This window comes from Burkholderia sp. KJ006, assembly GCF_000262695.1.
GTDB lineage: Bacteria > Pseudomonadota > Gammaproteobacteria > Burkholderiales > Burkholderiaceae > Burkholderia > Burkholderia vietnamiensis.
The window spans coordinates 1,599,100-1,620,744 of sequence record NC_017921.1; the positions used below are offsets into that span (position 1 = coordinate 1,599,100).

A 21,645-nucleotide genomic window follows, 5' to 3' on the forward strand; every position below is an offset into this window, starting at 1 on the left:
CGCCATGTCCGCCGTCCTGTCTTCCACGTCGCGCACGCGCACCGCGTCGGGCCTCGTGCTCGCCGAGGCGCCGCGCCAGCACTTCTGGTTCGATCCGCCGGCCCCGCGCATCGACGTCGCCGCCGAGCGCCGCCACCGTCAGGAGCGGCTCGCGGCCGCGTTCCGCCTGTTCGCGCGCTTCGGCTTCGCGGCCGGGCTCGCCGGCCACATCACCGCGCGCGATCCGGAGCTGCCCGACCACTTCTGGGTGAATCCGCTCGGCGTGCATTTTTCGCAGATCAAGGTGTCGGACCTGCTGCTCGTCAACGCGCGCGGCGAAACCGCGATCGGCAGCCGGCCGCTGAACAAGGCCGCGTTCGCGATCCACGCGGCGATTCACGACGCGCATCCGCATCTCGTCGCGGCCGCCCATACGCATTCGACCTACGGCAAGGCGTGGTCGACGCTCGGCCGCCCACTCGATCCGCTCACGCAGGACGCGTGCGTGTTCTACGAGGACCACGCGCTGTTCGACGACTTCACGGGAATGGTCGTCGACACCAGCGAAGGCGCGCGCATCGCCGATGCGCTCGCGCGGCCCGACGGCTCCACGCACAAGGGCGTGATCCTGAAGAACCACGGCATCCTGACGGCCGGCCCGAGCGTCGAGGCGGCCGCGTGGTGGTACATCGCGCTCGACAACGCCGCGCATACGCAGTTGCTGGCCGAAGCGGCCGGCACGCCGCAACCGATCGATCACGCGACCGCGCGGCACACGCACGGCCAGATCGGCGGCCCCGACGGCGCGTTGCACGCGTTCGACAGCCTGTTCCAACGCGTCGTCGCCGACGAACCCGACCTGCTCGACTGAGCGCCCTTGCGCACGACCGGAACCGGAGACCACACGAATGACCGATACCACCGCACCCGCGCCGGCCGGCGCCCCTAGCGACAAGCGTCGCCGGCTGCTGCGCGCGGCTGGCGCCGTCGCGCTGGCCGCGCCCGCGATCACACTGGGCCGCAAGGCCTGGTCCGCGGCGCCGCTGAAAAAGCTCACGTTCGCATGGAACCAGAACGCGTTCTGCCTGACGCCGATCGTCGTCGCGCAGGAACGCGGCTTCTTCGAAAAGAACGGGCTGAAGGTCGACCTGATCAACTACAGCGGCTCGACCGACCAGCTGCTCGAAGCGATCGCGACCGGCAAGGCCGACGCCGCGGTCGGGATGATCCATCGCTGGCTCAAGCCGCTCGAAGCCGGCTTCGACGTGAAGATCATCGGCAGCTCGCACGGCGGCTGCGTGCGGCTCGTCGGCGCGAAGGCGGCCGGCGTCACGACGCTGCAGGCGCTCAAGGGCAAGACGGTCGGCGTCAGCGATCTCGCCGCGCCCGGCAAGCACTTCTTCTCGATCCTGCTCGCGAAGAACGGCATCGACCCCGAGCGCGACATCACGTGGCGCCAGTATCCGGCCGACCTGCTCGGCGTCGCCGTCGACAAGGGCGAGATCCAGGCGATCGCCGACGGCGACCCGAACCTCTATCTGCTCGAAAAGCGCAGCAACGGCGCGTATGCGGAACTGGCGACGAACCTGTCCGGCGAATACGCGCGCAAGGTGTGCTGCGTGATCGGCGCGCGCGGCGAACTGGTGCGCAACGATCGGCCGGCGGCGGCCGCGCTCGCGCGCTCGATCGTGCAGGCCACCGAATACACGCACGACAACCCGAACGAAGCCGCGAAGGTGTTCGCGAAGTATTCGCCGAAGATCAGCCCCGACGACCTGCGCAAGCTGTACGCGACGCTGACCTACACGCACCATCCGACCAACGTCGACCTGCAGCAGGAAATCGCGTTCTATGCGGACGATTTCCGCCGCATCAACGTGCTGAAGAAAAGCACCGACCCGCAGCGCTTCGCGCAGCAGGTCTATGCGAACGTGCTGGGGTGAGCCGATGTCGACGATCGAACCCGCCTCCGCCGCACGCCGCGCGTCCATCGCGGGCGCATCCGCGGCCGCCGCGTCCGCGGCCGGCTGCACGGCCTGCGACGCGACGCTCGCCGCCGAAGCGCGCCGCGCGCGCAACTGGCCGACCGGCGTCGCCGCCGCGCTCGCGTGGAGCGCGCTCGGCGCGCTGACGCGGCTGTGGCCCAACCGCATCGCCGGTTTCAGCGACTGGGCGTATACCGACGCGTTCGGCGCCGCCGCATGGGCGATCGCCGCGCTGCTGCTGCTCGCCGCGACGCTCGGCCAGCGCGTGCCGGCCACGCGCGCGCAGCTCGCCCGCGTGCGGCCGGCCGGCCCGTGGCTCGTCGCGCTGCCGCTCGTGCTCGCCGCGTGGGAGGTCGCGACCGCGAAAACCGCGTGGCTGCCGACGCCGTTCTTCGCGCCGCCGCAGGCGCTCATCGAGGTCTACGTCGACGACTGGCCGCGCCTCGCCGGCAGCGCCGCCAACACGCTGAAGCTGCTGTCGCTCGGCTTCGCGTACGGCGTCGCGGTCGGGTTCGCGGTCGGCGTGTCGATCGGCTGGTCGCGCCGCATCGGCTACTGGGTGCATCCGGTACTGCGCGTGCTGGGGCCGGTGCCGGCCACCGCGCTGCTGCCGCTCACGTTCTACTTCTTCCCGACCAGCTATTCGGCCGCCGCGTTCCTGATCGCGCTGGCAACCGGCTTCCCGGTCGCGGTGCTGACGTGGTCGGGCGTCGCGAGCGTGAATCGGCAGTACTACGACGTCGCCCGCACGCTCGGCGCGAACGCCCGCTTCCTGGTGTTGCGCGTCGCGATTCCGGCCGCGCTCCCTCACGTGTTCGTCGGCATCTTCATGGGGCTCAGCGCATCGTTCACGGTGCTCGTCGTGGCCGAGATGATGGGCGTCAAGTCGGGGCTCGGCTGGTATCTGAGCTGGGCGCAGGGCTGGGCATCGTACGTGAACATGTATGCGGCGCTGATCGTGATGGCGCTGCTGTTTTCCGGGCTGATCGCGCTGCTGTTCGCCGTGCGCGACCGCGTGCTCGCCTGGCAGAAAGGAACCGTCAAATGGTAAGCGCCGCCGCTGTGGAACCGCTCGCCGCGACCGCGCCCGTCGCCGGAAACGCCACGCCGCCGCGCGGTGCACGTATCGACGTCCGCCGCGTCAGTCATGCGTTCGACGGCCCCGGCGGCCCGCTGCCGGTGCTCGACGACGTCACGCTGTCGGTCGCCGCCGGCGAGTTCGTCGCGCTGCTCGGGCCGAGCGGCTGCGGGAAATCGACGCTGCTGCGGCTCGTCGCCGGGCTCGATGCCGCGCGGCAAGGCACGATCGCGCAGGACGGCGTGCCGATCGAGCAGCCCGACCCGTCGCGGATCGTCGTGTTCCAGGACCCGACGCTCTACCCGTGGCGTCGCGTGCGCGCCAACGTCGCGCTCGGCCTCGAAGCGCGCGGCGTCGCGCGCCGCGCCCAGCATCGCGTCGACGATGCGCTGGCGCGCGTCGGGCTGCAGGAATTCTCGAACGCGTTTCCGCATCAGCTGTCGGGCGGGATGGCGCAACGCGTCGCGCTGGCGCGCGCGCTCGTCAATGACCCGCGCCTGCTGATCCTCGACGAGCCGCTCGGCAAGCTCGATTCGCTGACGCGCCTGACCATGCAGGCCGAGCTCACCGCGCTGTGGCAACGCGACGGCTTCTCGGCGCTGCTCGTCACGCACGATGTCGAGGAGGCGCTGTTCCTCGCCCAGCGCGTGATCGTGTTCGGGCCGCGGCCGGCGCGCATCGTCGCGGAGCTGCGCGTCGACCTGCCCTATCCGCGCCATCGCGGCGATCCGCGGCTCGCCGAGCTGCGCCACGACGCGCTGCGGCATCTCGGACTCGATGCGAGCTGGTAGATGCACGGCGTCGCTCGCCGAACCGGCGCTTTGCCTCGACACGCGCGGCGCGGATGAACGCGCTGCCGTTTGCCGATTGGGCGCTGCGGTTCCTGCAACTGCTGTATCGCGCGCAGCTCGCGTGTGCCCAAACGCTCCATGCGCTGGGCCTGACCGGCGACGCCGACGGCCAGGCCGCGTGGCCGTGGGCGCAGCGGGTCGCGCTCGAAACGCTGCGCATCGACGCCGGCCTCACGCGGCAGCTTGCGTTCGCCGTCGCGGCGACCGTGTTCGCCGCGGCGCTCGGCTGCGTCGCGATCGCGAGCCGCAAGTACCGTGCGGCCGCGTCGATCGCCGCGCTCGCCGGCGCTTGCTTCGCGCCGTGGCCGCCGGCTTCGCTGTGGCTCGCGCCCGCCGTGCCGACCAGCTTCCAGCGCAATCCCGAACCGTTTTCCGTCGCGAACGTGATGCACGGCGCGCGCCTGTATGGGCAGCATTGCGCGGCCTGTCACGGTGCGGACGGCCGCGGCGAAGGGCCGCTCGCGGCGACGCTCGCGCACTGGCCGCCGACCTTCGCGGGCGCGCTGCTCGCGCGGCGGCTGGACGGCGAACTGTACTGGCGCGTGCGCCACGGCACCCGCGACGCGCACGGCGCGACCTCGATGCCGGGCTTTGCGGCGACGCTCGGGCCGGCCGACACGTGGGCGGTACTCGATTACCTGAAAGCGCTGTCGGCCGGCAGCGGTGCGCGCGCCGAGGGCGCGTGGCCCGTGCCCGTCCCGCTGCCGGCGCTCGACGTGCGCTGCGGCGATGCGGCGCCGCAGCCGCTCGCGCGCTGGCGCGACGGCCAGCGCGTGCGCATCGTCGCGCTCGCCGCGGGCGCCACGCCGCCTCGCGAGGATCCGCGCTGGCAGACGCTGATCTTGACCGGCGACGACGCTCGTACGTCGGCCGCACCGAACGCGCCGGCCGGCGCGCGCGCGAACTGCGTCGCGACGACGGCCGGCGCCTGGCAGGCGTTCGCGACGATCGCGGGCGTGCCGCCCGATGCGTTCGGCGGCACGCAGCTGCTCGCCGACCGGCGCGGCTGGCTGCGCGCCCGCGCATTGCCGGGCAGCGCCGGCTGGTCCGCCGACGACCTGCTATGCCGCGCGCAGACGAGCACGCGTCCGTCCGACGACGCCGCAAACGCCGATCCGCTGACCGCGCTGCTGGTGCGCGTGGACAGCGAGCCCGTGCAGGACGTGCAGGCCGGGCTGCCGCATTGACACCCTGAACCGTTTCTCCGCCCGAACCGAACCGACGATGAATCCGAACCGACGCCACTTCCTCGCGCAGGCCAGCGCACTCGCCGCCACCTTGAGCACCGCGCCGGCCGTACTGCATGCGCAATCGGGCACGCGGCCGCTGCTGCGCGCCGGCGACCAGAAAGGCGGGCTGCGCGCGCTGCTCGAAGCGGCCGGCGAGTTGAACGGCGTCGCCTACGACATCGCGTGGACCGAGTTTCCGGCCGCCGCGCCGCTCGCCGAAGCGCTGAACGCGGCGGCCGTCGACTGCGGGCCGATCGGCGACGCGCCGGTGATCTTCGCGCTCGCGTCGGGCGCGCGCCTCAAGGTGATCGGCGCGAACCGCTCGGACCCGTACGGCACCGCGGTGCTCGTGCGGCCCGACGCAGCGCTGAAAGACGCGGCCGATCTGAAGGGCAAGCGCATCGGCACCACGCGCGGCTCGATCGGCCATTTCGTCACGCTGAAGGCGCTCGATGCGGCCGGCCTGCCGCCCGACGCCGTGTCGTTCCGCTTCCTGCCGCCGGCCGACACGATGCTTGCGCTCGCCACCGGATCGATCGACGCATGGGCGACGTGGGAACCGTACACCGCGCTCGCCGAAACGAGCGGCCGCGCGCGCGTGCTCGTCAACGGCCGCGGGCTGTGGTCGGGCCTCAGCTACATCGCGGCCACCGATGCCGCGATCGCGGCGAAGCGCGACGTGCTGCGCGACTTCGTGCAACGCGTGGTGCGTGCGCAGGCGTGGTCGTACCGGCACGTCGACGCGTATTCCGCGACGCTCGCGCGCATCATCGGCATCCCGCCGGCGGCGGCAAAGCTGCAGTTCGAGCGGCGCAACACGCGCTGGCAACCGATCGACGCGGCGGTGATCGCGCAGCAGCAGCGCACCGCCGATTTCTATCTGAAGGCCGGGCTACTGCGTGAGCCGCTCGACGTGCGCGCGACGTTCGACCGCGGCTTCCCGCTCGCGTGACCGGCCGGCGCCGCGCGCGCAGGCAGGCAGGTGCAGGCAAACACGCGAGCAACCGTCCAAACGGCCGGCGCACGATCTGGCACAATCGCGATTCGCCCATCCCGTGTTTGCCAGCCAGCGTCATGCCAGCCATTTCAGAACTGTTCGTCTACCCGATCAAATCCTGCGCCGGCATCGCGCTGCCGCGCGCGCAATTGCTGGAGACGGGCCTCGCGTACGATCGCCACTGGCTGATCACCACACCCGACGGGATGATGATCACGCAGCGCACGCATCCGCGGCTCGCGCTGATCCGCACGGCGCTCGAGCACGACGCGCTGGTGCTGAACGCGCCGGGCATGCCCGAGATCCGCACGCCGCTCGACTGCGATGCGACGCCCGCCACGCCCGCGATGGCGGCGACCGTGTGGCGCGACACCGTCGACGCGATCGACACGGGCGCCGAGACGGCCGCATGGCTCACGCAATTCGTCGGTACGCCGTTGAAGCTCGCCCGCTTCGGCGACGGCGCGCGCCGCGGCTGCAACCGCAAATGGACCGGCGACGTCGATACCCACACGCAATTCGCCGACGGCTATCCGCTGCTCGTGATCGGCCAGTCGTCGCTCGACGACCTGAACGCGCGGCTCGCCGCGAAAGGCGCGCCCGCGATTCCGATGAACCGCTTCCGCCCGAACCTCGTCGTGTCGGACCTCGATGCGTACGAGGAAGACTTCGTCGAGCATCTCGACGCGGCCGGCGCGACGCCCGTGCGGCTGCGCCTCGTGAAGCTGTGCACGCGCTGCCCGATCCCGACGATCGACCAGGCGAGCGGCGAGCCGAACCCGCAATGGCCGCACGAGCCGACCGACACGATGCAGACGTATCGCGCGAACCCGAACTTCGACGGTGCGCTGACGTTCGGCATCAACGCGATCGTCGTCGCGGGCGCGGGCGCATGGCTCGAAGTCGGGCAGGCGCTCGACGCGCAACTGGGGTTCGGGGACTGAGGGGAAGTGGACGCGTCGCTCGTGGCGCGTCGGTTTTGCTGCTGCTCGGCGCCAACGTTCGTTTGTAGCGCCGCCTTCTGACGCGCCGGTTCCGAGGCTCGTTCGTAACGGCCGCCTCAGCCGCTCGGCCTCCACCACCAGTCCCTACCCCGCCTCCGGCAACACCGGCAGCCACACCGTCACGATCAATCCCCCGCCGTCCGCATCGGCGAGCGTCACGCTGCCTCGATGCACGCGCGCGATCTCGCGCACGATCGACAGCCCGAGCCCGGTGCCCTCGATCGTCTGCGTGGTGCTGCCGCGATGAAAGCGTTCGAACACCGCATCGCGCTCGCCGGCCGGAATGCCCGGCCCGTCGTCGATCACGTCGAGGCGCGCGCGCGCGCCGTCGCGCGACACGCGCACGGTGATCACCGCGCGGTCGCCCGCGTAGCGGATCGCGTTGTCGATCAGGTTGCCGATCAGTTCGCCGAGCAGGTCCGGCTGACCGAGTACGTCGACGTCGGCGTCGTGCTCGAAGCCGAGGTCGATGTCGCGCGCGCGCGCGACCGGCGACCAGTCGAGCGTCGCGCTGCGGGCGATCCGGTGCAGCGCGACCGGCTGATGCGCGACCGCGTGGCCGCTGTCCGAATCGAGCCGCGACAGCGACAGCAATTGCTGGACGATCTTCGCCGCCTGCCGCACGGCGCCGTTCGCGCGCCGCAGATGCGCAGTCACGCGCGGCTGCTCGTCGGGCCGCAGCGCCAGTTCGACACCCGCCTGCACGGCGGCGAGCGGCGTCTTCAGCTGATGGGCGGCATCCGCGAAGAATCGGCGCCGCGCCAGTTGCATCCGCTGCGTGCGCGCGATGTACAGATTGATCGACTCGACCAGCGGCGCGAGTTCGCTCGGCATGCCGGCCGTGTCGAGCGGCGTCGGATCGCCGTCGCTGCGCGCGGCGACCGTCGCCGACAGCCGGTTCAGCGGTCGCAGCCCGCGCCCGACGCCGAGCCACACGATCCCGAGCGCCAGCACGACGAGCAGCCCTTCCTGCAGCAGCGACCCGGTCAGGATCTCGCGCGCGAGCGCCTGGCGCGCCTAGATCGTCTCGCCGACCATCACCCACACGATGCGCGTCTGCGCGCTCGGCACGTCGTGGACGGGCACCCGCAGCGCGGCCATCCGCAACTGCTCGCCGCGATACACGACGTCGTAGTACTGCGTGACGAACAGCGCGCCGCCGCGCGGCGGCAGCGGCAGGTCCGGGTAGCCGGTGATCGTGCGGCCGCGGTCGTCGCGGATCAGGTAGTAGATCTTGCCGCCGTCCCCGGACTCGAACATCTCGAGCGCGAGATACGGCAGGTCGACCTCGATCTCGCCGTCGTTGAGCCGCACGCCTTCCCGGATCGACTTCAGCGACGACGACAGCGTGCGGTCGAACGCGACGTGCGCGGCGCTCATCGCGCGCTGGTAGGTGAGCCACGAGTCGAGCGCGAGCAGGCCGAGCAGCGGCAGCAGCAGCCACAGCGCGACCTGCGTGCGCAGGTTCGGGCGGATCGTCACGCCGCCGCCCGCGGATGCGTCGGCGCGCGCCTCATGCGGCGGCCTTCGCTTCGAGCAGGTAGCCGAGCCCGCGCAGCGTGACGATCGCGACGCCGGTGTTCTCCAGCTTTTTCCGCAGCCGGTACACGTAGATCTCGATCGCGTCCGCGTTCACCGACTCGTCGAGCCCGAAGATCTTCTCCGACAGCGTCTCCTTGTTGATCGCGCGGCCGTTGCGCAGGATCAGCACCTCCAGCACCGAGCGTTCGCGCGGCGTGAGCGACAGCGCTGCGCCGGCGAGCTGGAAGCTGCGGTCGACGCTGTCGTACGCGAGCGGCCCGCATTCGATCCGCGAGTGCTCGTGGCCGAGGCTGCGCCGGATCAGCGCGCGGGCGCGCGCCTCCAGCTCCGTCAGTTCGAACGGCTTGGCCAGATAATCGTCGGCGCCGAGATCGAGCCCCTTCACGCGGTCCTCGACCGAACCGTGCGCCGTGAGAATCAGCACCGGCACCGGATTGCGGCGCGCGCGCAAGCGGCGCAGCACCTCGAGCCCGTCGAGCTTCGGCAGCCCGAGATCGAGGATCACCAGCGCGTAGTCCTGCGTGCGCAGCACGTGATCGGCGGCTTCGCCGTCCGCCATGTGATCGACCGCGAAGCGCGCGGCGCTCAGCGCGTCGTGCAGCGACTGCGCGAGGTTCGGGTTGTCTTCGACGAGCAGCACACGCATTCGGATTCCGTAAGGTCAGCGACAGGCCGCTACATTACATGATCCTTTCCACGCCGACGCTTCGCGCAAATACCGGTTGCGCGCCCGCGCAGCCGGGCCCGACGCCCCATCGTCTCCGGGAAATCCATGACCCGCCGGACGCGATCGCTCAAGAAAATGAAAGCAGGATGAAAGTGCCGCGCAATTAACATCCGCGTCACTCGAACCACACACGCATCACTGGAGGAAGACATGCCGTTTGCACCGAAGCCGCTCGCCGCCGCGCTGGCACTCGTCGCGGGCACCGCCGTCGCACAGGTTCCCGCCGGATATCCGGGCAGCTATCAGGGCGTCGTGGACGCCGCGAAGAAGGAAGGCAAGCTGATCGTCTACTCGACCACCGACACGGGCCTCGTGCGCCCGCTGATCAAGGACTTCGAAAGCCTGTACGGCGTGAAGGTCGAATACAACGATATGAACAGCACCGAGCTGTACAACCGCTACATTAGCGAGAACGCCGCCAGCAGCACGAGCGCCGACGTGCTGTGGAGCTCCGCGATGGACCTGCAGGTGAAGCTCGTCAACGACGGCCTGATGGCGTCGTACGATTCGCCCGAAAGCCAGCACGTGCCGCAATGGGCGCAATACCAGAAGCAGGCGTACGGCACGACATTCGAGCCGCTCGCGATCGTCTACAACAAGCGCCTGATCCCCGAGAACGAGGTGCCGAAGACGCGCGCCGACCTGATCCGGCTGCTCACGACGCAGGCCGACAAGTTCAAGGGCAAGGTCACGACCTACGACATCGAGAAGTCCGGCGTCGGCTTCAACTACCTGACGCAGGACGCGCACGTGAACGAAAAGGTCACGTGGGAGCTGGTGAAGGCGATCGGCGCGACCGGCCCGAAACTGCAGTCGAGCACGGGCGCGATGATGGAGCGCATCTCGTCCGGCGAGAACCTGATCGGCTACAACATCATCGGCTCGTATGCATACGCGAAGGCGAAGAAGGACAAGTCGATCGGCTACGTGTTTCCGAAGGACTACACGCAGGTCGTGAGCCGCCTCGCGACGATCTCGAAGAAGGCGAAGAACCCGAACGCCGCGAAGCTGTGGGTCGACTATCTGCTGTCGAAGCGCGGCCAGACGCTGATCGCGAACCAGGCGAACCTGTATGCGATCCGCACGGACGTCGCCGGCGAAACGTCGGCCGCGAGCCTCACGAAAGAGCTCGGCGACTCGCTGAAGCCGATCCAGATCGGCACCGGCCTGCTCGTGTATCTCGACCAGTCGAAGCGGCTCGCATTCCTGAAGCAATGGCAGCAGGCGATCAAGCGCTGATCCGCTGATGCGCTGACCCGCCGAGCCCCGGCCGCCCGCTGAAAATGCCGCGGGCCGGCCGCTTCCCGTTACCGACTTTCCGTAGGCGGCCATCCGGATGGCCGCAGGGGTGTACTCATGCTTTCAACCAGCACACGGGCAACGACGCCGGCCGTTGCGCGCACCACCGGCCCCGGCGACGCGATCCCCGCGCTCCCGGCCAACGGCCTGCAGCCGCTCGCCGGCATGCTGCGCTGGATCGTCGTCGCGGTGCTGACCATCGCGGTCGCGCTGCCGCTCGGCTTCATCCTGTTCCAGAGCCTGCTCACCGCGCCGTTCTTCGACGCGAACAAGACGCTCGGCGTCGAAGGCTTCCGCTTCATCTTCGCCGATCCCGATTTCTGGTCGGCCGTGAAGAACTCGTTCATCATCGCCGGCGGGATGCTGTTCATCTCGATCCCTCTCGGCGGCATCCTGGCGTTCGTGATGGTGCGCACCGACCTGCCCGGCCGCCGCTGGCTCGAGCCGCTGCTGCTCACGCCGGTGTTCGTGTCGCCGATGGTGCTCGCGTTCGGCTACGTCGTCGCGGCCGGCCCGGTCGGTTTCTACTCGGTCTGGTTCCGGCAGCTGTTCGGCGTGCAGGACGTGCCGTGGAACGTGTACTCGATCCTCGCGATCACGGTGATCGTCGGCCTCACGCACGTGCCGCACGTGTACCTGTACTCGTCGGCGGCGCTGCGCAATCTCGGCTCGGACGTCGAGGAAGCCGCACGCGTGACGGGCGCACGTCCGTTCCGCGTCGCGCTCGACGTGAGCCTGCCGATGACGATGCCCGCGCTGCTGTTCGCCGGCGTGCTGGTGTTCTTCCTCGGCTTCGAGGTGTTCGGGCTGCCGCTCGTGCTCGGCGACCCCGAAGGCCACCTCGTGCTCGCCACCTACCTGTACAAGCTGACCAACAAGCTCGGCGTGCCGTCGTATCACCTGATGGCCGCGGTCGCGGTGTGCATCGTCGCGATCACGTTTCCGCTGGTGCTGCTGCAGCGCCGGCTGCTGAAGACGGCGAACCGCTTCGTCACCGTCAAGGGCAAGGCCGGCCGCTCGACCGTGCTGCCGCTCGGCGCATGGCGCTGGGTCGCGCTCGCGATCGTCGCGCTGTGGCTCGCGCTGACCGTCATCGTGCCGATCTCCGGCATCGTGCTGCGCGCGTTCGTGACCAACTGGGGCGAAGGCGTGCCGCTCGCCGACGTGCTGACGCTGGCGAACTTCGTCGAACTGTTCGAGCAGGACAACCTCGTGCGCGCGATCGTCAACACGCTCGGCATCGGCGTGATCGGCGGCGCGCTCGCGGTCGGCTTCTACTCGCTGGTCGCGTTCGCGGGTCATCGCCGCCACGACTGGGCGACCCGGCTGCTCGACTACCTCGTGCTGCTGCCGCGCGCGGTGCCGGGCCTGCTCGCCGGCCTCGCGTTCCTGTGGATCTTCCTGTTCGTGCCGGGCCTGCGCGAGCTGAAGAACTCGATGTGGAGCATCTGGATCGCGTACACCGTCGTGTGGCTCGCGTACGGGATGCGGCTGATCCAGAGCGCGCTGCTGCAGGTCGGCCCGGAACTCGAGGAAGCCGGCCGCAGCGTCGGCGCGACGCGCAGCCGCGTGTCGCTCGACGTGACGCTGCCGCTCGTGCGCTTCGGGCTGCTCGCCGCGTGGCTGCTGATCTTCATGATCTTCGAGCGCGAATACTCGACGGCCGTCTACCTGCTGTCGCCCGGCACCGAAGTGATCGGCGCGCTGCTCGTGTCGCTGTGGGCGACCGGCGCCGTCGACCAGGTCGCCGCACTGTCTGTCATCAACATCGCGATGGTCGGCGCCGGACTCGGCGTGGCCCTGCGCTTCGGAGTGAAACTTCATGGATAAGCTCATCGTCGACGACCTGCATCTCAGCTACGGCGCCAACCCGATCCTCAACGGCGTGTCGTTCGAACTGAAGGCCGGCGAAGTCGTGTGCCTGCTCGGCGCGTCGGGCAGCGGCAAGACCACGCTGCTGCGCGCGGTGGCCGGCCTCGAACAGCCGTCCGGCGGGCGCATCCAGCTCGACGGCCGCGTGTTCTTCGACGGCGCACAGCGCATCGACCTGCCCGTCGAACAGCGCTCGCTCGGCCTCGTGTTCCAGTCGTACGCGCTGTGGCCGCACCGCACCGTCGCCGACAACGTCGGCTACGGGCTCAAGCTGCGCCGCGTGGCGGCTGCCGAACAGAAGCGCCGCGTGCAGGCCGCGCTCGACCAGCTCGGCCTCGGTCATCTGGCCGAACGCTTCCCGCATCAACTGTCGGGCGGCCAGCAGCAGCGCGTCGCGATCGCGCGCGCGCTCGTCTACAACCCGCCGGTGATCCTGCTCGACGAGCCGCTGTCGAACCTCGACGCGAAGCTGCGCGAGGAAGCGCGGGCGTGGCTGCGCGAACTGATCGTGTCGCTCGGGCTGTCGGCGCTGTGCGTGACGCACGACCAGACCGAGGCGATGGCGATGTCCGACCGCATCCTGCTGCTGCGCAACGGCCGCATCGAGCAGGAAGGCACGCCGGCCGAGCTGTACGGCGCACCGCGCTCGCTGTACACGGCCGAATTCATGGGCAGCAACAACCGGATCGATGCGCGCGTCGCGGCCGTCGACGGCGAGCGCGTGACGCTGGCCGGCGACGGCTGGCAGCTGCAGGCGCTCGCGCGCGACACGTTCGCGCCCGGCCAGCCCGCGCAGGCCGTGATCCGGCTCGAACGCGTGCAGGTCGTCGACGGCCCCGGCGCGAACCGGCTGCAGGCCGATCTCGTCACGTCGATGTATCTCGGCGATCGCTGGGAATACCTGTTCCATCGCGGCGACATGCGGCTGCGCGCGTTCGGCCACGCACCGCGCGCGGCGGGCGCGCACTGGATCGAATTCCCGGCCAACGACTGCTGGGCGTTCGCGAAGGCGGGCTGAGCCGCCTGCGGCGGCCCGCGCGCCGCCGCATCCCCCACCCGTTCCACCCCGCTCCACCCCGTTTCAACCCGCATGCGGCGCGCGCTCCCCGGCGTGCGCCGCGTGCCGCTGCGCGCCGCGCATCCGTTTCACCGAACCCATAACGAACCAGGAGACACCGTCAATGAAGTCATGCGTTCAACGTTTCGCCCGCACCGCCCGCGTGAGCGTGCCGGCCCTCGCGGTCGGCGTCGCGGCCGGCGCCGTGCACGCGCAGTCGTCGGTCACGCTGTACGGGATCATGGACGCCGGCATCGAATACGCGAATCACGCGGCGCCGGACGGCGGCGATTCGTTCAAGCTCAAGTCGGGCAACAAGAACACGTCGCGCTGGGGCCTGCGCGGCGTCGAGGATCTCGGCGGCGGGCTGAAGGCCGTGTTCCGCCTCGAAAGCGGGATCGACCTCGCGAACGGCGCGTCGGACGACGGCCCCGACGCGATCTTCGCGCGCCGCGCGACCGTCGGCCTGAAAGGCAAATGGGGCGAGGTATCGCTCGGGCGCAACTTCACCGTCACCTACGACTACATGCTGCCGTTCGACCCGATGGGCTACGCGCAGAACTACTCGTGGGCGACGTCGTCGATGGCGACGGGCGCGCGCAAGGACGGGCTGTTCACGCGCGCGTCGAACGCCGTGCGCTACGACGGCGAATTCGGCGGCTTCCGGTTCGGCGCGCTGTACGGCTTCGGCAACGTGCCGGGCAGCGTGAAGACCAGTTCGAAGTACGACTTCGCGCTCGGCTACGAGGCCGGCCCGTTCGCGGCGGTCGTCACGTTCGACCGGCAGAACGGCGCGGCCGACAGCGTCACGCCGGCCGATACCGTCAACTACGTTCAGGGCATACACGCGGGCGTCAGCTACGACTTCGGCAGCCTGAAAACGATGGCCGGCTATCGCAACTACCGCCGCACCTACCACACGCGCGCCGCGAACCAGTTGAGCGACATGATGTGGGTCGGCGGCACGTACCAGTTCACGCCGACGTTCTCGATGATCGCCGCCGTCTATCACCAGAACATCAAGGGCGGCAGCGACGCCGATCCGACGCTGGTGTCGGTGCGCGCGAACTACGCGCTGTCGAAGCGCACGGTGCTGTATGCGGCCGGCGCGTTCGCGATCGCGCAGCATGGCGAGAAGGTCGGCGTGTCGCGCGATGTCGCCGGATACGGGACGACGCAGGTCGGCGTGACGGCGGGGATTCAGCAGCGCTTCTGACGCGGATCCGGCCCGCGGCGCGGCGCGAAGGCGAGACGCGCCGCGGGCGCCGATGCCGATGCCGATGCGAGCACTGGACGGCCGGGGCGCGTTCGATGCACGCTGTGCACCCGCTTTATCGATCGCGCATCACGAACACCGTGCGCGTCCGGCTGTCCGTATCGGCCCAATGCTCGCCGACCGCGGCAAGCGGCACGGTGCGCGTGTCGATCGACAGCGCCGCCGGCGCGGCCGCGTCGAACACGCCGCGGATCGCCGCGAGCAGACGCGGCATCGGCACGCTGCCCAGGCCGCTGCCCATCAGCTCGATCGCCGTCGCGCGCAGCACGGCGCCCGGCAGCGAGACGTCGGCGCCGCCGATCGAGCCGATCTGCACGAAACGCAGCCGGCGCCCTTCGTCCGTCGCATTCGCCGCGGCGACGAGCGCCGCGCGGGCGCTGCCGCCCCACAGATAGTCGAGCAAGACGTCCACGCCGGCGCGAAAGTGCGGCTCCAGCGCGCGCACGAGCTCGGCGTCGTCCTGCCGCAGCGACACGACCGCATCCGCGCCGGCGTCCAGCAGCGCATCGAGCGCAGCCGGATCGCGCCCGGTCGCGATCACCTTCGCGGCGCCCAGATACTTCGCGATCCGCACGGCCAGCCGGCCCGAGGTGCCGGTCGCGCCGTTCACGAGCACCGTCTCGCCGGCGGCAAGCCGCGCGCGTTCGGTCAGCGCGGCCCACGACGACATGCCGGGGATCGCGAGCGCCGCCGCCGAGACGTCGTCGAGATCGTCCGGCAGCGGCACCCAGCGGTCGTCGGGCACGATCGTGCGTTCGGCCATCGCGCCGAACGGAGCGGGCGCGCCGAAGAAGTACACGCGCCGGCCGTCGTCCGTGCGTCCGACGCCATCGACGCCGACGACGAACGGATAGCGACCGCTCGACGAATAATGCGTGCCCGCCGCCCGCCCCTGCGCGAGGCGGCTCAGCGCAGATGCCGCCACGTCCACCAGCCGATGGCCGGGCAGCGCGCGCGGCGCGTCGAACTCCATATACACCGGACACTCGCCGGCGCCCGTGACGACTGCAGCTTTCATGTTCACTCCTTGAATCGGGATGGCGGCCAAGGTGGCGCGCCGGTCATCGGGCGGCGAGCCACGCGCGCAGCGCGGCGTCGCGCACCTCCAGCACGTCGAACAGGCCGAGCGCGCGCAACGCCGGCAACGCGGCGATCGTGTCCGCTTCCGCACGCGCGCGCTCGGCCGGCTCCGCATGCGGGTCGGCCAGCACGCGCGCATTGATCAGAAACGCCGCGACCGTGCCCTTGCGGATCGTCGTTCCGCACGCGTCGATCTGGTCGGCATGGTCGGGAAGGACCTGTTCGGCTCGCATCGTGCAGCACTCCCTTGGGTTGTCGATGCGCCCAATGTACGCGTGCAGCGCCGGCCAATCTCCGGTATAAAAGCCATTCGATACTGAAATCCGGCCATGCCCGATCCCTTGCTTCCTGCTCATCTGATCGCGTCCGACGACGGCCCGTTCGTCGCCGCCGCGCTGCTCACGCAGCGCGACCCGCGCGTGACGCCATCGCATGCGCACGCGCGCGGCCAGCTCGTCGGCACGCTGAGCGGGCTGGTGTCGATCGGCCTCGACGATCAGCAATGGGTCGTCCCCGCGATCCATGCGGTGTGGATTCCGCCGCACTTCCGGCATTCGCTGCACTCGTTCGGTCCGATCGCCGGCTGGTCGGCGTTCATCGCGCCCGCGCGATGCGCGTCGCTGCCCGCCGCGCCGCGCGCGATCCGCACCACGCCGCTGTTGCGCGAGGCCGTGCAGCGTGCGGCGAGCTGGGACGGCGCGGCGCTCGACGCGGCGCAGACCCGCATCGCCGACGTGATCCTCGACGAGATCGCCGCGGCGCCGGCGGAATCGCTCGGCCTGATCCGGCCGCAGGAGCCGCGGCTCGCGCGCATTACCGACGCGCTGGCCGCCAATCTCGCGGACAACAGGCGCCTCGAGGAATGGGCCGAATGGGCCGGCATCGGCGCGCGGACGATGAGCCGCCGCTTCGTGGCCGAAACGGGGCTCACGTTCGCGCAATGGCGTCAGCAGGCGCGGCTGCTGCGCGCGCTCGAGAAAATCGCCGACGGCGCGCCGGTGACGACGATCGCGCTCGATCTCGGGTACGACAACGTGAGCGCCTTCATCGACATGTTCCGCCGCGCGACCGGCACCACGCCGGGAAAATATCCGGTCGCGGGCAGCGCAGTGCGCGGCGCTGCATAGCGCGCGGGCGTCGCGATCCGGCGCGGGTTCCCGAATGCCGGCGCGCGGCGGCTCGACGCTCCATCGCCCCACCGCGCCACCGCCCGCATCGTCAATACGTTGCGTCGCCGTTCGTCGAAGCGCCGCCGCCCGTGTTCCTGAACTGCGCGGCCAGCCGTTCCGCGCTGCGCGCGAGCAGCGTCGTATCGACGCCCACCGCGACGAACGACGCGCCCGCGCGCAGATAGCGCCGCGCGGCCGCCGCATCGGCGCTGAGAATCCCCGGCGCTTTGCCGGCGCGCTTGATCGCCGCGAGCGCGCCGTCGATCGCCGCCTGCACGTCCGGATGCGCGGGATTGCCCAGATGCCCGAGATCGGCGGCCAGATCGGCCGGGCCGATGAATACGCCGTCGACGCCGTCCACCCGCGCGATCGCGTCGATCGCATCGAGCCCGGCGCGCGTCTCGACCTGCACCAGCACCGCCATCGCGTCGTTCGCCCGCTGCAGATAGTCGCCGATCCGGTTCCAGCGCGACGCGCGGGCGAGCGCGCTGCCGACGCCGCGCATCCCGTGCGGCGGATAACGCGTCGCCGCCACCGCCGCGCGCGCTTCGTCGGCGCTCTGCACCATCGGCACGAGCAGCGTCTGCGCGCCGAGATCGAGCACCTGCTTGACGATCACCGGATCGTTCGACGGCACGCGCACGACCGGATGCGACGGATACGGCGCGATCGCCTGCAACTGCGCGAGGATGGTCGGCACCGTGTTCGGCGCATGTTCGCCGTCGATCAGCAGCCAGTCGAAACCGGCGCCCGCAACCACTTCCGCGCTGTACGGATTCGCGAGGCCGAGCCACAGCCCGATCTGCGCATCGCCGCGGGCGAGCGCAGCCTTGAAGCCATTCGACGGCATCTGCATCGCCTGCCCTCCCGTCACGCGAAGTGGCACTGGATCGTGCCGAGCGGGCCGTAATCGACGCTGAACGTGTCGCCCGGCCGCGCCGCGCAGGGCCGCGTAAACGATCCGCCGAGCACGATCTGGCCGGGCTCCAGCGCGACGTCGAAACGCGCCAGCCGGTTCGCGAGCCACGCGACGCCGTTGGCCGGATGATTCAGCACGCCGGCCGCGACGCCCGTCTCCTCGACCGCGCCGTTGCGCGACATGATCGCCGCGACCCAGCGCAGGTCGAGGTCGTGCGGCCGCACCGGCCGGCCGCCGATCACGACGCCCGCGTTCGCGGCGTTGTCGGCGATCGTGTCGAACACCTTGCGCGGCCGCTGCGTCGCGGGATCGATCGACTGGCTGCGCGCGTCGATGATCTCGAGCGCCGGCACCACGTAATCGACCGCGTCGTACACGTCGAAGATCGTGCAGCGCGGGCCGCCGAGCCGCTTGCCGAGCACGAACGCGAGCTCGACCTCGACGCGCGGCACGATGAAGCGGCCGGTCGGGATCGTGCCGCCGTCGTCGAAGAACATGTCGTCGAGCAGCGCGCCGTAATCGGGTTCGTCGATCTGCGAAGCGCTCTGCATCGCCTTCGACGTGAGGCCGATCTTGTGGCCCTTCAGCGTGCGGCCTTCGCCGAGCTTGAGCGCCACCCACGCGCGCTGGATCGCGTACGCGTCGTCGATCGTGATGTCCGGATGGTCGAGCGAAATCTGGCGAATCTGCTTGCGCTCGCGCTCGGCGTCGTGCAAACGCCGCGCGAGCTGGTCGATGAGGGCGGGTTCGAGCATGGTCGGTTCGGGAGCGGGGTTCAACCGGCCCGCTGATAGCGGGCGTGGATGTTGTTTTGCTTGTACGAGCCGGTTTCGCTGAACTCGATCAGCTCCATAGACAGCGCAAGGTAGCGCGTCGCGTACAACGGCGCGAAGTGCGCGGTGATCGCTGCGAACAGCGCATCGCACGCGGCCTTTTTGGTGGCGTCGCTGCGTCCCGCGGCGATCTTCAGCGTCACGTGCACGAACGCGTCGTCGTGCGTGCCGTCGGCGACGCAGTAGTCGTGCAGCTCGATCGCGCGCGAGCGGATGCCGCCCGTCGGAAACACGCCGCCCTGCGCGATCAGCGTCGCGTTGATGGTGCGCAGCAGCGCGGGAACGTGCGCGTCGTCGCGGATGTTCGCGGTGTATTCGACGACGATGTGTGGCATGGCAATGCTCCTGATGGAAAATGCGGCGCTCAGTCGAGCGGGAAGATCGCGTTGATCTGCCCGGTGCCCGAGCTCGCGAAGTAGTCGGTGACGATCTCGACCGGCCGGTCGTAGCGGTCCCAGCCGAGCAGGCCGAGCAGCATCGCCGTGTCGTGCATGCCGCCTTCGCCGTGACAATGGACGTTGTATTCGGGCAGCATCGCGCAGAACGTGCTGAAGTCGCCCTGCTTCCACAGCTCGATCACGCGCAGATCGACCTGCCGGAAGAATTCGCGGCTGATCGTGTGGATCGATTCCTCGGGGCTGCCGTTGTCGTTGAAGCGATGCGACAGCGAACCGCTCGCGAGGAACGCGACGTTCGAATCGCTGTTGCCGATCGCTTCGAGCAGCGCCTCGCCGAAGCGCCGGCTCTCGTCGAGCGTGTGCCACATGCACCAGCCGGCGATCGACACGACCTTGAAGTGCTGGTCGGCGTTCATGTAGCGCATCGGCACGAGCGTTCCGTATTCGAGCTCGAGGCTGTCGATCTCGTGCGCGCGCGTCGCGATGCCGCGCGCGCTGGCCGTCTGCGCGATCAGGCGGCCGAGTGCCGGGTTGCCCGGATACGCGTACTGCATGTCGCGGATGAAATGCGGCAACTCGTTGCTGGTGTACGTGCCGGCGAATCGCGCGTTGCAGTTCACGTGATAGCCGGCGTTGACGAGCCAGTGCACGTCCGCCACGACGATCGTGTCGACGCCGAGCGCGCGGCAGCGCTCGCCGATCAGCCGGTGGCCGCGAATCGCCGCGTCGCGACAGCCGTGATGCCGGCCCGGCAACTCGGACAGGTACATCGACGGCACGTGCGTGACCTTCGCGGCGAGGGACAGTTTGCCCATCGTGAAGTCTCCTGTTCTGGCGCGGCGAACCGAAGCGCGCGCGGCGGCCGGTCACACGCCCCAGCGCGGAATGTGATGCGAGCCCATCGAGATGCAGACGTTCTTGATCTCGGCGAACACCTCGAAGCTGTACTCGCCGCCCTCGCGGCCGGTGCCCGACTCCTTCACGCCGCCGAACGGCTGGCGCAGGTCGCGCACGTTCTGACTGTTGACGAACACCATCCCGGCCTCGATCCCGCGCGCGAGCCGATGCACCTTGCCGACGTCCTGGGTCCAGAGGTAGGACGCCAGGCCGTAGCTGGTCTCGTTGGCGAGCCGCAACCCGTCGTCCTCGTCGTCGAACGGAATCAGGCACGCGACCGGCCCGAAGATCTCCTCCTGCGCGATGCGCATCCGGTTGTCGACGTCGGCGAACACGGTCGGCCGCACGAAGTTGCCGTTGCGCAGATGGGCGGCGAGGCCCGCCGGCGCTTGCGCGCCGCCCGCGACGACGCGCGCGCCCTCCTGCTCGCCGAGGCGGATATAGCCGGTCACCTTCTCCCAGTGCTGGCGCGTGATCATCGCGCCGAGCTGCGTCGCCGGATCGGCCGGGTCGCCCACCACCAGCCGGTTCGCGCGCTGCGCGAACGCCTGCACGAAGCGGTCGTAGATCGTGCGCTGCACGAAGATGCGCGAGCCGGCCGTGCAGCGCTCGCCGTTGATCGAGAAGATCGTGAACAGCGACGCGTCGAGCGCGCGGTCGAAATCGGCATCGTCGAAGATCAGCACCGGCGACTTGCCGCCGAGCTCCATCGAATACTTCTTCAGGCCCGCGCGCTCCATGATGCGCTTGCCGGTGACCGTGCCGCCGGTGAACGACACCGCGCGCACGTCCGGATGGCGCACCAATGCGTCGCCGGCGGTCGCGCCGTAGCCGTGCACGACGTTCAGCACGCCCGGCGGAATGCCGGCTTCGAGCGCGAGACGCCCGAGCTGGTCGGCGGTCAGCGGCGCCAGCTCCGACATCTTCAGCACGGCGGTGTTGCCGAGCGCGAGACATGGCGCCGTCTTCCACGTCGCGGTCATGAACGGCACGTTCCACGGCGACACCAGCGCGCACACGCCGACCGGCTGGTACAGCGTGTAGTTGAGCATCTGATCGTCGACCGGATACGTGCGGCCGTTCATCTGCACGCACACCTGCGCGAAGAAGTTGAAGTTCTCGGCCGCGCGCGGAATCAGCTGCTTGCTCGTCTGGGCGATCGGCAGGCCGGTGTCCTGCGTCTCGAGCGCCGCGAGCATCGGCACGTGCTTCTCGATCAATTCAGCGAGCCTGCACATCAGCTTCGCGCGCTCCCGGGCCGGCGTGTTCGCCCACTTCGGAAACGCCGCCTTCGCCGCGCGCACCGCCGCATCGACTTCGGCGTCGCCGCCCGACGCGACGTCGGCGATCACGTCGCCGGTTGCCGGGTTCAGCGTCGTGAAGGTGTCGCGGCTCGCGACTTCGCGGCCGTCGATCCAGTGCTTGATGGTCATCAGTGCTCCTCGCGCGACCG

At 70.1% G+C, this 21,645-nt stretch carries 20 protein-coding genes and 1 pseudogene; 12 read left to right on the forward strand and 9 right to left on the reverse strand.

From position 1 onward, the window contains the following. Nucleotides 1–4 precede the first annotated feature (4 nt). The 7 genes from MYA_RS21120 (at nt 5) to MYA_RS21150 (ending at nt 7,063) form a co-directional block, all read left to right on the forward strand. Entirely contained in the window at nt 5–850 is an 846-nt protein-coding gene (locus MYA_RS21120) for a class II aldolase/adducin family protein (RefSeq protein ID WP_014724971.1), read from the forward strand. A gap of 37 nt (nt 851–887) precedes the next feature. Further along, a complete protein-coding gene (locus tag MYA_RS21125; protein WP_014724972.1) occupies nt 888–1,922 on the forward strand; it encodes an ABC transporter substrate-binding protein in 1,035 nt (344 codons plus the stop codon). Between the two features lie 4 nt (nt 1,923–1,926). After that, a complete protein-coding gene (locus MYA_RS21130) occupies nt 1,927–3,015 on the forward strand; it encodes an ABC transporter permease (protein WP_014724973.1) in 1,089 nt (362 codons plus the stop codon). Further along, nucleotides 3,009–3,833, forward strand: a complete 825-nt coding sequence (locus MYA_RS21135; protein ID WP_014724974.1) for an ABC transporter ATP-binding protein — start codon at nt 3,009–3,011, stop codon at nt 3,831–3,833. The genes MYA_RS21130 and MYA_RS21135 overlap by 7 nt, the downstream gene beginning before the upstream one ends. Nucleotides 3,834–3,886: 53 nt before the next feature. Beyond that, entirely contained in the window at nt 3,887–5,080 is a 1,194-nt protein-coding gene (locus tag MYA_RS21140) for a c-type cytochrome (RefSeq protein WP_014724975.1), read from the forward strand. Between the two features lie 37 nt (nt 5,081–5,117). Next, nucleotides 5,118–6,074, forward strand: coding sequence for an ABC transporter substrate-binding protein (locus tag MYA_RS21145; protein WP_014724976.1), 957 nt, complete (start codon nt 5,118–5,120; stop codon nt 6,072–6,074). Between the two features lie 122 nt (nt 6,075–6,196). Continuing rightward, nucleotides 6,197–7,063 carry an MOSC domain-containing protein gene (locus MYA_RS21150; protein ID WP_014724977.1) on the forward strand — a complete coding sequence of 289 codons (867 nt, stop codon included), beginning with the start codon at nt 6,197–6,199 and terminating at the stop codon, nt 7,061–7,063. Nucleotides 7,064–7,207: 144 nt separating this feature from the next. On the opposite strand, the pseudogene MYA_RS21155 reads toward MYA_RS21150, so the two are convergent. Together MYA_RS21155 and MYA_RS21160 are read right to left on the reverse strand one after the other, a co-directional pair. After that, a pseudogene (locus MYA_RS21155) lies at nt 7,208–8,605 on the reverse strand (sensor histidine kinase N-terminal domain-containing protein). A gap of 31 nt (nt 8,606–8,636) precedes the next feature. Then, nucleotides 8,637–9,311, reverse strand: coding sequence for a response regulator (locus MYA_RS21160; protein WP_011882100.1), 675 nt, complete (start codon nt 9,309–9,311; stop codon nt 8,637–8,639). A 231-nt stretch (nt 9,312–9,542) separates the two neighbouring features. On the opposite strand from MYA_RS21160, the gene MYA_RS21165 reads away from it, so the two are divergent. The 4 genes from MYA_RS21165 (at nt 9,543) to MYA_RS21180 (ending at nt 14,836) form a co-directional block, all read left to right on the forward strand. Then, nucleotides 9,543–10,631: an ABC transporter substrate-binding protein gene (locus MYA_RS21165; RefSeq protein WP_011882099.1), complete on the forward strand. Its 1,089-nt coding sequence runs from the start codon at nt 9,543–9,545 to the stop codon at nt 10,629–10,631. A gap of 117 nt (nt 10,632–10,748) precedes the next feature. Then, nucleotides 10,749–12,521 (forward strand): ABC transporter permease, encoded by a 1,773-nt coding sequence (locus MYA_RS21170; protein WP_014724978.1) that lies wholly within the window; start codon nt 10,749–10,751, stop codon nt 12,519–12,521. After that, the gene (locus MYA_RS21175) at nt 12,514–13,581 is read left to right on the forward strand and encodes an ABC transporter ATP-binding protein (protein WP_014724979.1); all 1,068 of its coding nucleotides are present in this window, start codon (nt 12,514–12,516) and stop codon (nt 13,579–13,581) included. The genes MYA_RS21170 and MYA_RS21175 overlap by 8 nt, the downstream gene beginning before the upstream one ends. Before the next feature lie 163 nt (nt 13,582–13,744). Beyond that, on the forward strand, nt 13,745–14,836 hold the full coding sequence (locus MYA_RS21180; protein WP_014724980.1) for a porin: 1,092 nt from the start codon (nt 13,745–13,747) through the stop codon (nt 14,834–14,836). Between the two features lie 115 nt (nt 14,837–14,951). On the opposite strand, the gene MYA_RS21185 is transcribed toward MYA_RS21180, so the two are convergent. After that, a complete protein-coding gene (locus MYA_RS21185) occupies nt 14,952–15,914 on the reverse strand; it encodes a quinone oxidoreductase family protein (protein WP_014724982.1) in 963 nt (320 codons plus the stop codon). Nucleotides 15,915–15,957: 43 nt separating this feature from the next. Further along, the gene (locus tag MYA_RS21190) at nt 15,958–16,209 is read right to left on the reverse strand and encodes a hypothetical protein (RefSeq protein WP_014724983.1); all 252 of its coding nucleotides are present in this window, start codon (nt 16,207–16,209) and stop codon (nt 15,958–15,960) included. Between the two features lie 96 nt (nt 16,210–16,305). On the opposite strand from MYA_RS21190, the gene MYA_RS21195 reads away from it, so the two are divergent. Continuing rightward, entirely contained in the window at nt 16,306–17,103 is a 798-nt protein-coding gene (locus tag MYA_RS21195; RefSeq protein WP_011882093.1) for an AraC family transcriptional regulator, read from the forward strand. A 91-nt stretch (nt 17,104–17,194) separates the two neighbouring features. Here MYA_RS21195 and hpaI read toward each other — a convergent pair whose 3' ends face one another. The 5 genes from hpaI to hpaE are packed head-to-tail and all read right to left on the reverse strand — an operon-like array spanning nt 17,195 to nt 21,625. After that, nucleotides 17,195–18,001 carry a 4-hydroxy-2-oxoheptanedioate aldolase gene (gene hpaI, locus MYA_RS21200; protein WP_041494145.1) on the reverse strand — a complete coding sequence of 269 codons (807 nt, stop codon included), beginning with the start codon at nt 17,999–18,001 and terminating at the stop codon, nt 17,195–17,197. A gap of 14 nt (nt 18,002–18,015) precedes the next feature. Then, complete coding sequence (hpaH, locus tag MYA_RS21205) at nt 18,016–18,819, reverse strand: 2-oxo-hept-4-ene-1,7-dioate hydratase (protein ID WP_014724985.1); 804 nt, start codon at nt 18,817–18,819, stop codon at nt 18,016–18,018. Nucleotides 18,820–18,839: 20 nt separating this feature from the next. Further along, the gene (locus MYA_RS21210) at nt 18,840–19,232 is read right to left on the reverse strand and encodes a 5-carboxymethyl-2-hydroxymuconate Delta-isomerase (RefSeq protein WP_014724986.1); all 393 of its coding nucleotides are present in this window, start codon (nt 19,230–19,232) and stop codon (nt 18,840–18,842) included. Between the two features lie 29 nt (nt 19,233–19,261). Beyond that, entirely contained in the window at nt 19,262–20,110 is an 849-nt protein-coding gene (gene hpaD, locus MYA_RS21215; RefSeq protein WP_011882089.1) for a 3,4-dihydroxyphenylacetate 2,3-dioxygenase, read from the reverse strand. A gap of 51 nt (nt 20,111–20,161) precedes the next feature. Further along, nucleotides 20,162–21,625 carry a 5-carboxymethyl-2-hydroxymuconate semialdehyde dehydrogenase gene (hpaE, locus tag MYA_RS21220; protein WP_014724987.1) on the reverse strand — a complete coding sequence of 488 codons (1,464 nt, stop codon included), beginning with the start codon at nt 21,623–21,625 and terminating at the stop codon, nt 20,162–20,164. Nucleotides 21,626–21,645: the final 20 nt, after the last annotated feature.

Coding starts and splice junctions, on each gene's coding strand:
- MYA_RS21150 (WP_014724977.1), top strand. CDS start 6,197: ATGCCAGCCATTTCAGAACTGTTCGTCTACCCGATCAAATCCTGCGCC.
- MYA_RS21145 (WP_014724976.1), top strand. CDS start 5,118: ATGAATCCGAACCGACGCCACTTCCTCGCGCAGGCCAGCGCACTCGCC.
- MYA_RS21165 (WP_011882099.1), top strand. CDS start 9,543: ATGCCGTTTGCACCGAAGCCGCTCGCCGCCGCGCTGGCACTCGTCGCG.
- MYA_RS21140 (WP_014724975.1), top strand. CDS start 3,887: ATGAACGCGCTGCCGTTTGCCGATTGGGCGCTGCGGTTCCTGCAACTG.
- MYA_RS21175 (WP_014724979.1), top strand. CDS start 12,514: ATGGATAAGCTCATCGTCGACGACCTGCATCTCAGCTACGGCGCCAAC.
- hpaI (WP_041494145.1), bottom strand. CDS start 18,001: ATGCAGATGCCGTCGAATGGCTTCAAGGCTGCGCTCGCCCGCGGCGAT.
- MYA_RS21120 (WP_014724971.1), top strand. CDS start 5: ATGTCCGCCGTCCTGTCTTCCACGTCGCGCACGCGCACCGCGTCGGGC.
- MYA_RS21185 (WP_014724982.1), bottom strand. CDS start 15,914: ATGAAAGCTGCAGTCGTCACGGGCGCCGGCGAGTGTCCGGTGTATATG.
- MYA_RS21170 (WP_014724978.1), top strand. CDS start 10,749: ATGCTTTCAACCAGCACACGGGCAACGACGCCGGCCGTTGCGCGCACC.
- hpaH (WP_014724985.1), bottom strand. CDS start 18,819: ATGCTCGAACCCGCCCTCATCGACCAGCTCGCGCGGCGTTTGCACGAC.
- MYA_RS21160 (WP_011882100.1), bottom strand. CDS start 9,311: ATGCGTGTGCTGCTCGTCGAAGACAACCCGAACCTCGCGCAGTCGCTG.
- MYA_RS21125 (WP_014724972.1), top strand. CDS start 888: ATGACCGATACCACCGCACCCGCGCCGGCCGGCGCCCCTAGCGACAAG.
- hpaE (WP_014724987.1), bottom strand. CDS start 21,625: ATGACCATCAAGCACTGGATCGACGGCCGCGAAGTCGCGAGCCGCGAC.
- MYA_RS21135 (WP_014724974.1), top strand. CDS start 3,009: ATGGTAAGCGCCGCCGCTGTGGAACCGCTCGCCGCGACCGCGCCCGTC.
- MYA_RS21190 (WP_014724983.1), bottom strand. CDS start 16,209: ATGCGAGCCGAACAGGTCCTTCCCGACCATGCCGACCAGATCGACGCG.
- MYA_RS21195 (WP_011882093.1), top strand. CDS start 16,306: ATGCCCGATCCCTTGCTTCCTGCTCATCTGATCGCGTCCGACGACGGC.
- hpaD (WP_011882089.1), bottom strand. CDS start 20,110: ATGGGCAAACTGTCCCTCGCCGCGAAGGTCACGCACGTGCCGTCGATG.
- MYA_RS21180 (WP_014724980.1), top strand. CDS start 13,745: ATGAAGTCATGCGTTCAACGTTTCGCCCGCACCGCCCGCGTGAGCGTG.
- MYA_RS21130 (WP_014724973.1), top strand. CDS start 1,927: ATGTCGACGATCGAACCCGCCTCCGCCGCACGCCGCGCGTCCATCGCG.
- MYA_RS21210 (WP_014724986.1), bottom strand. CDS start 19,232: ATGCCACACATCGTCGTCGAATACACCGCGAACATCCGCGACGACGCG.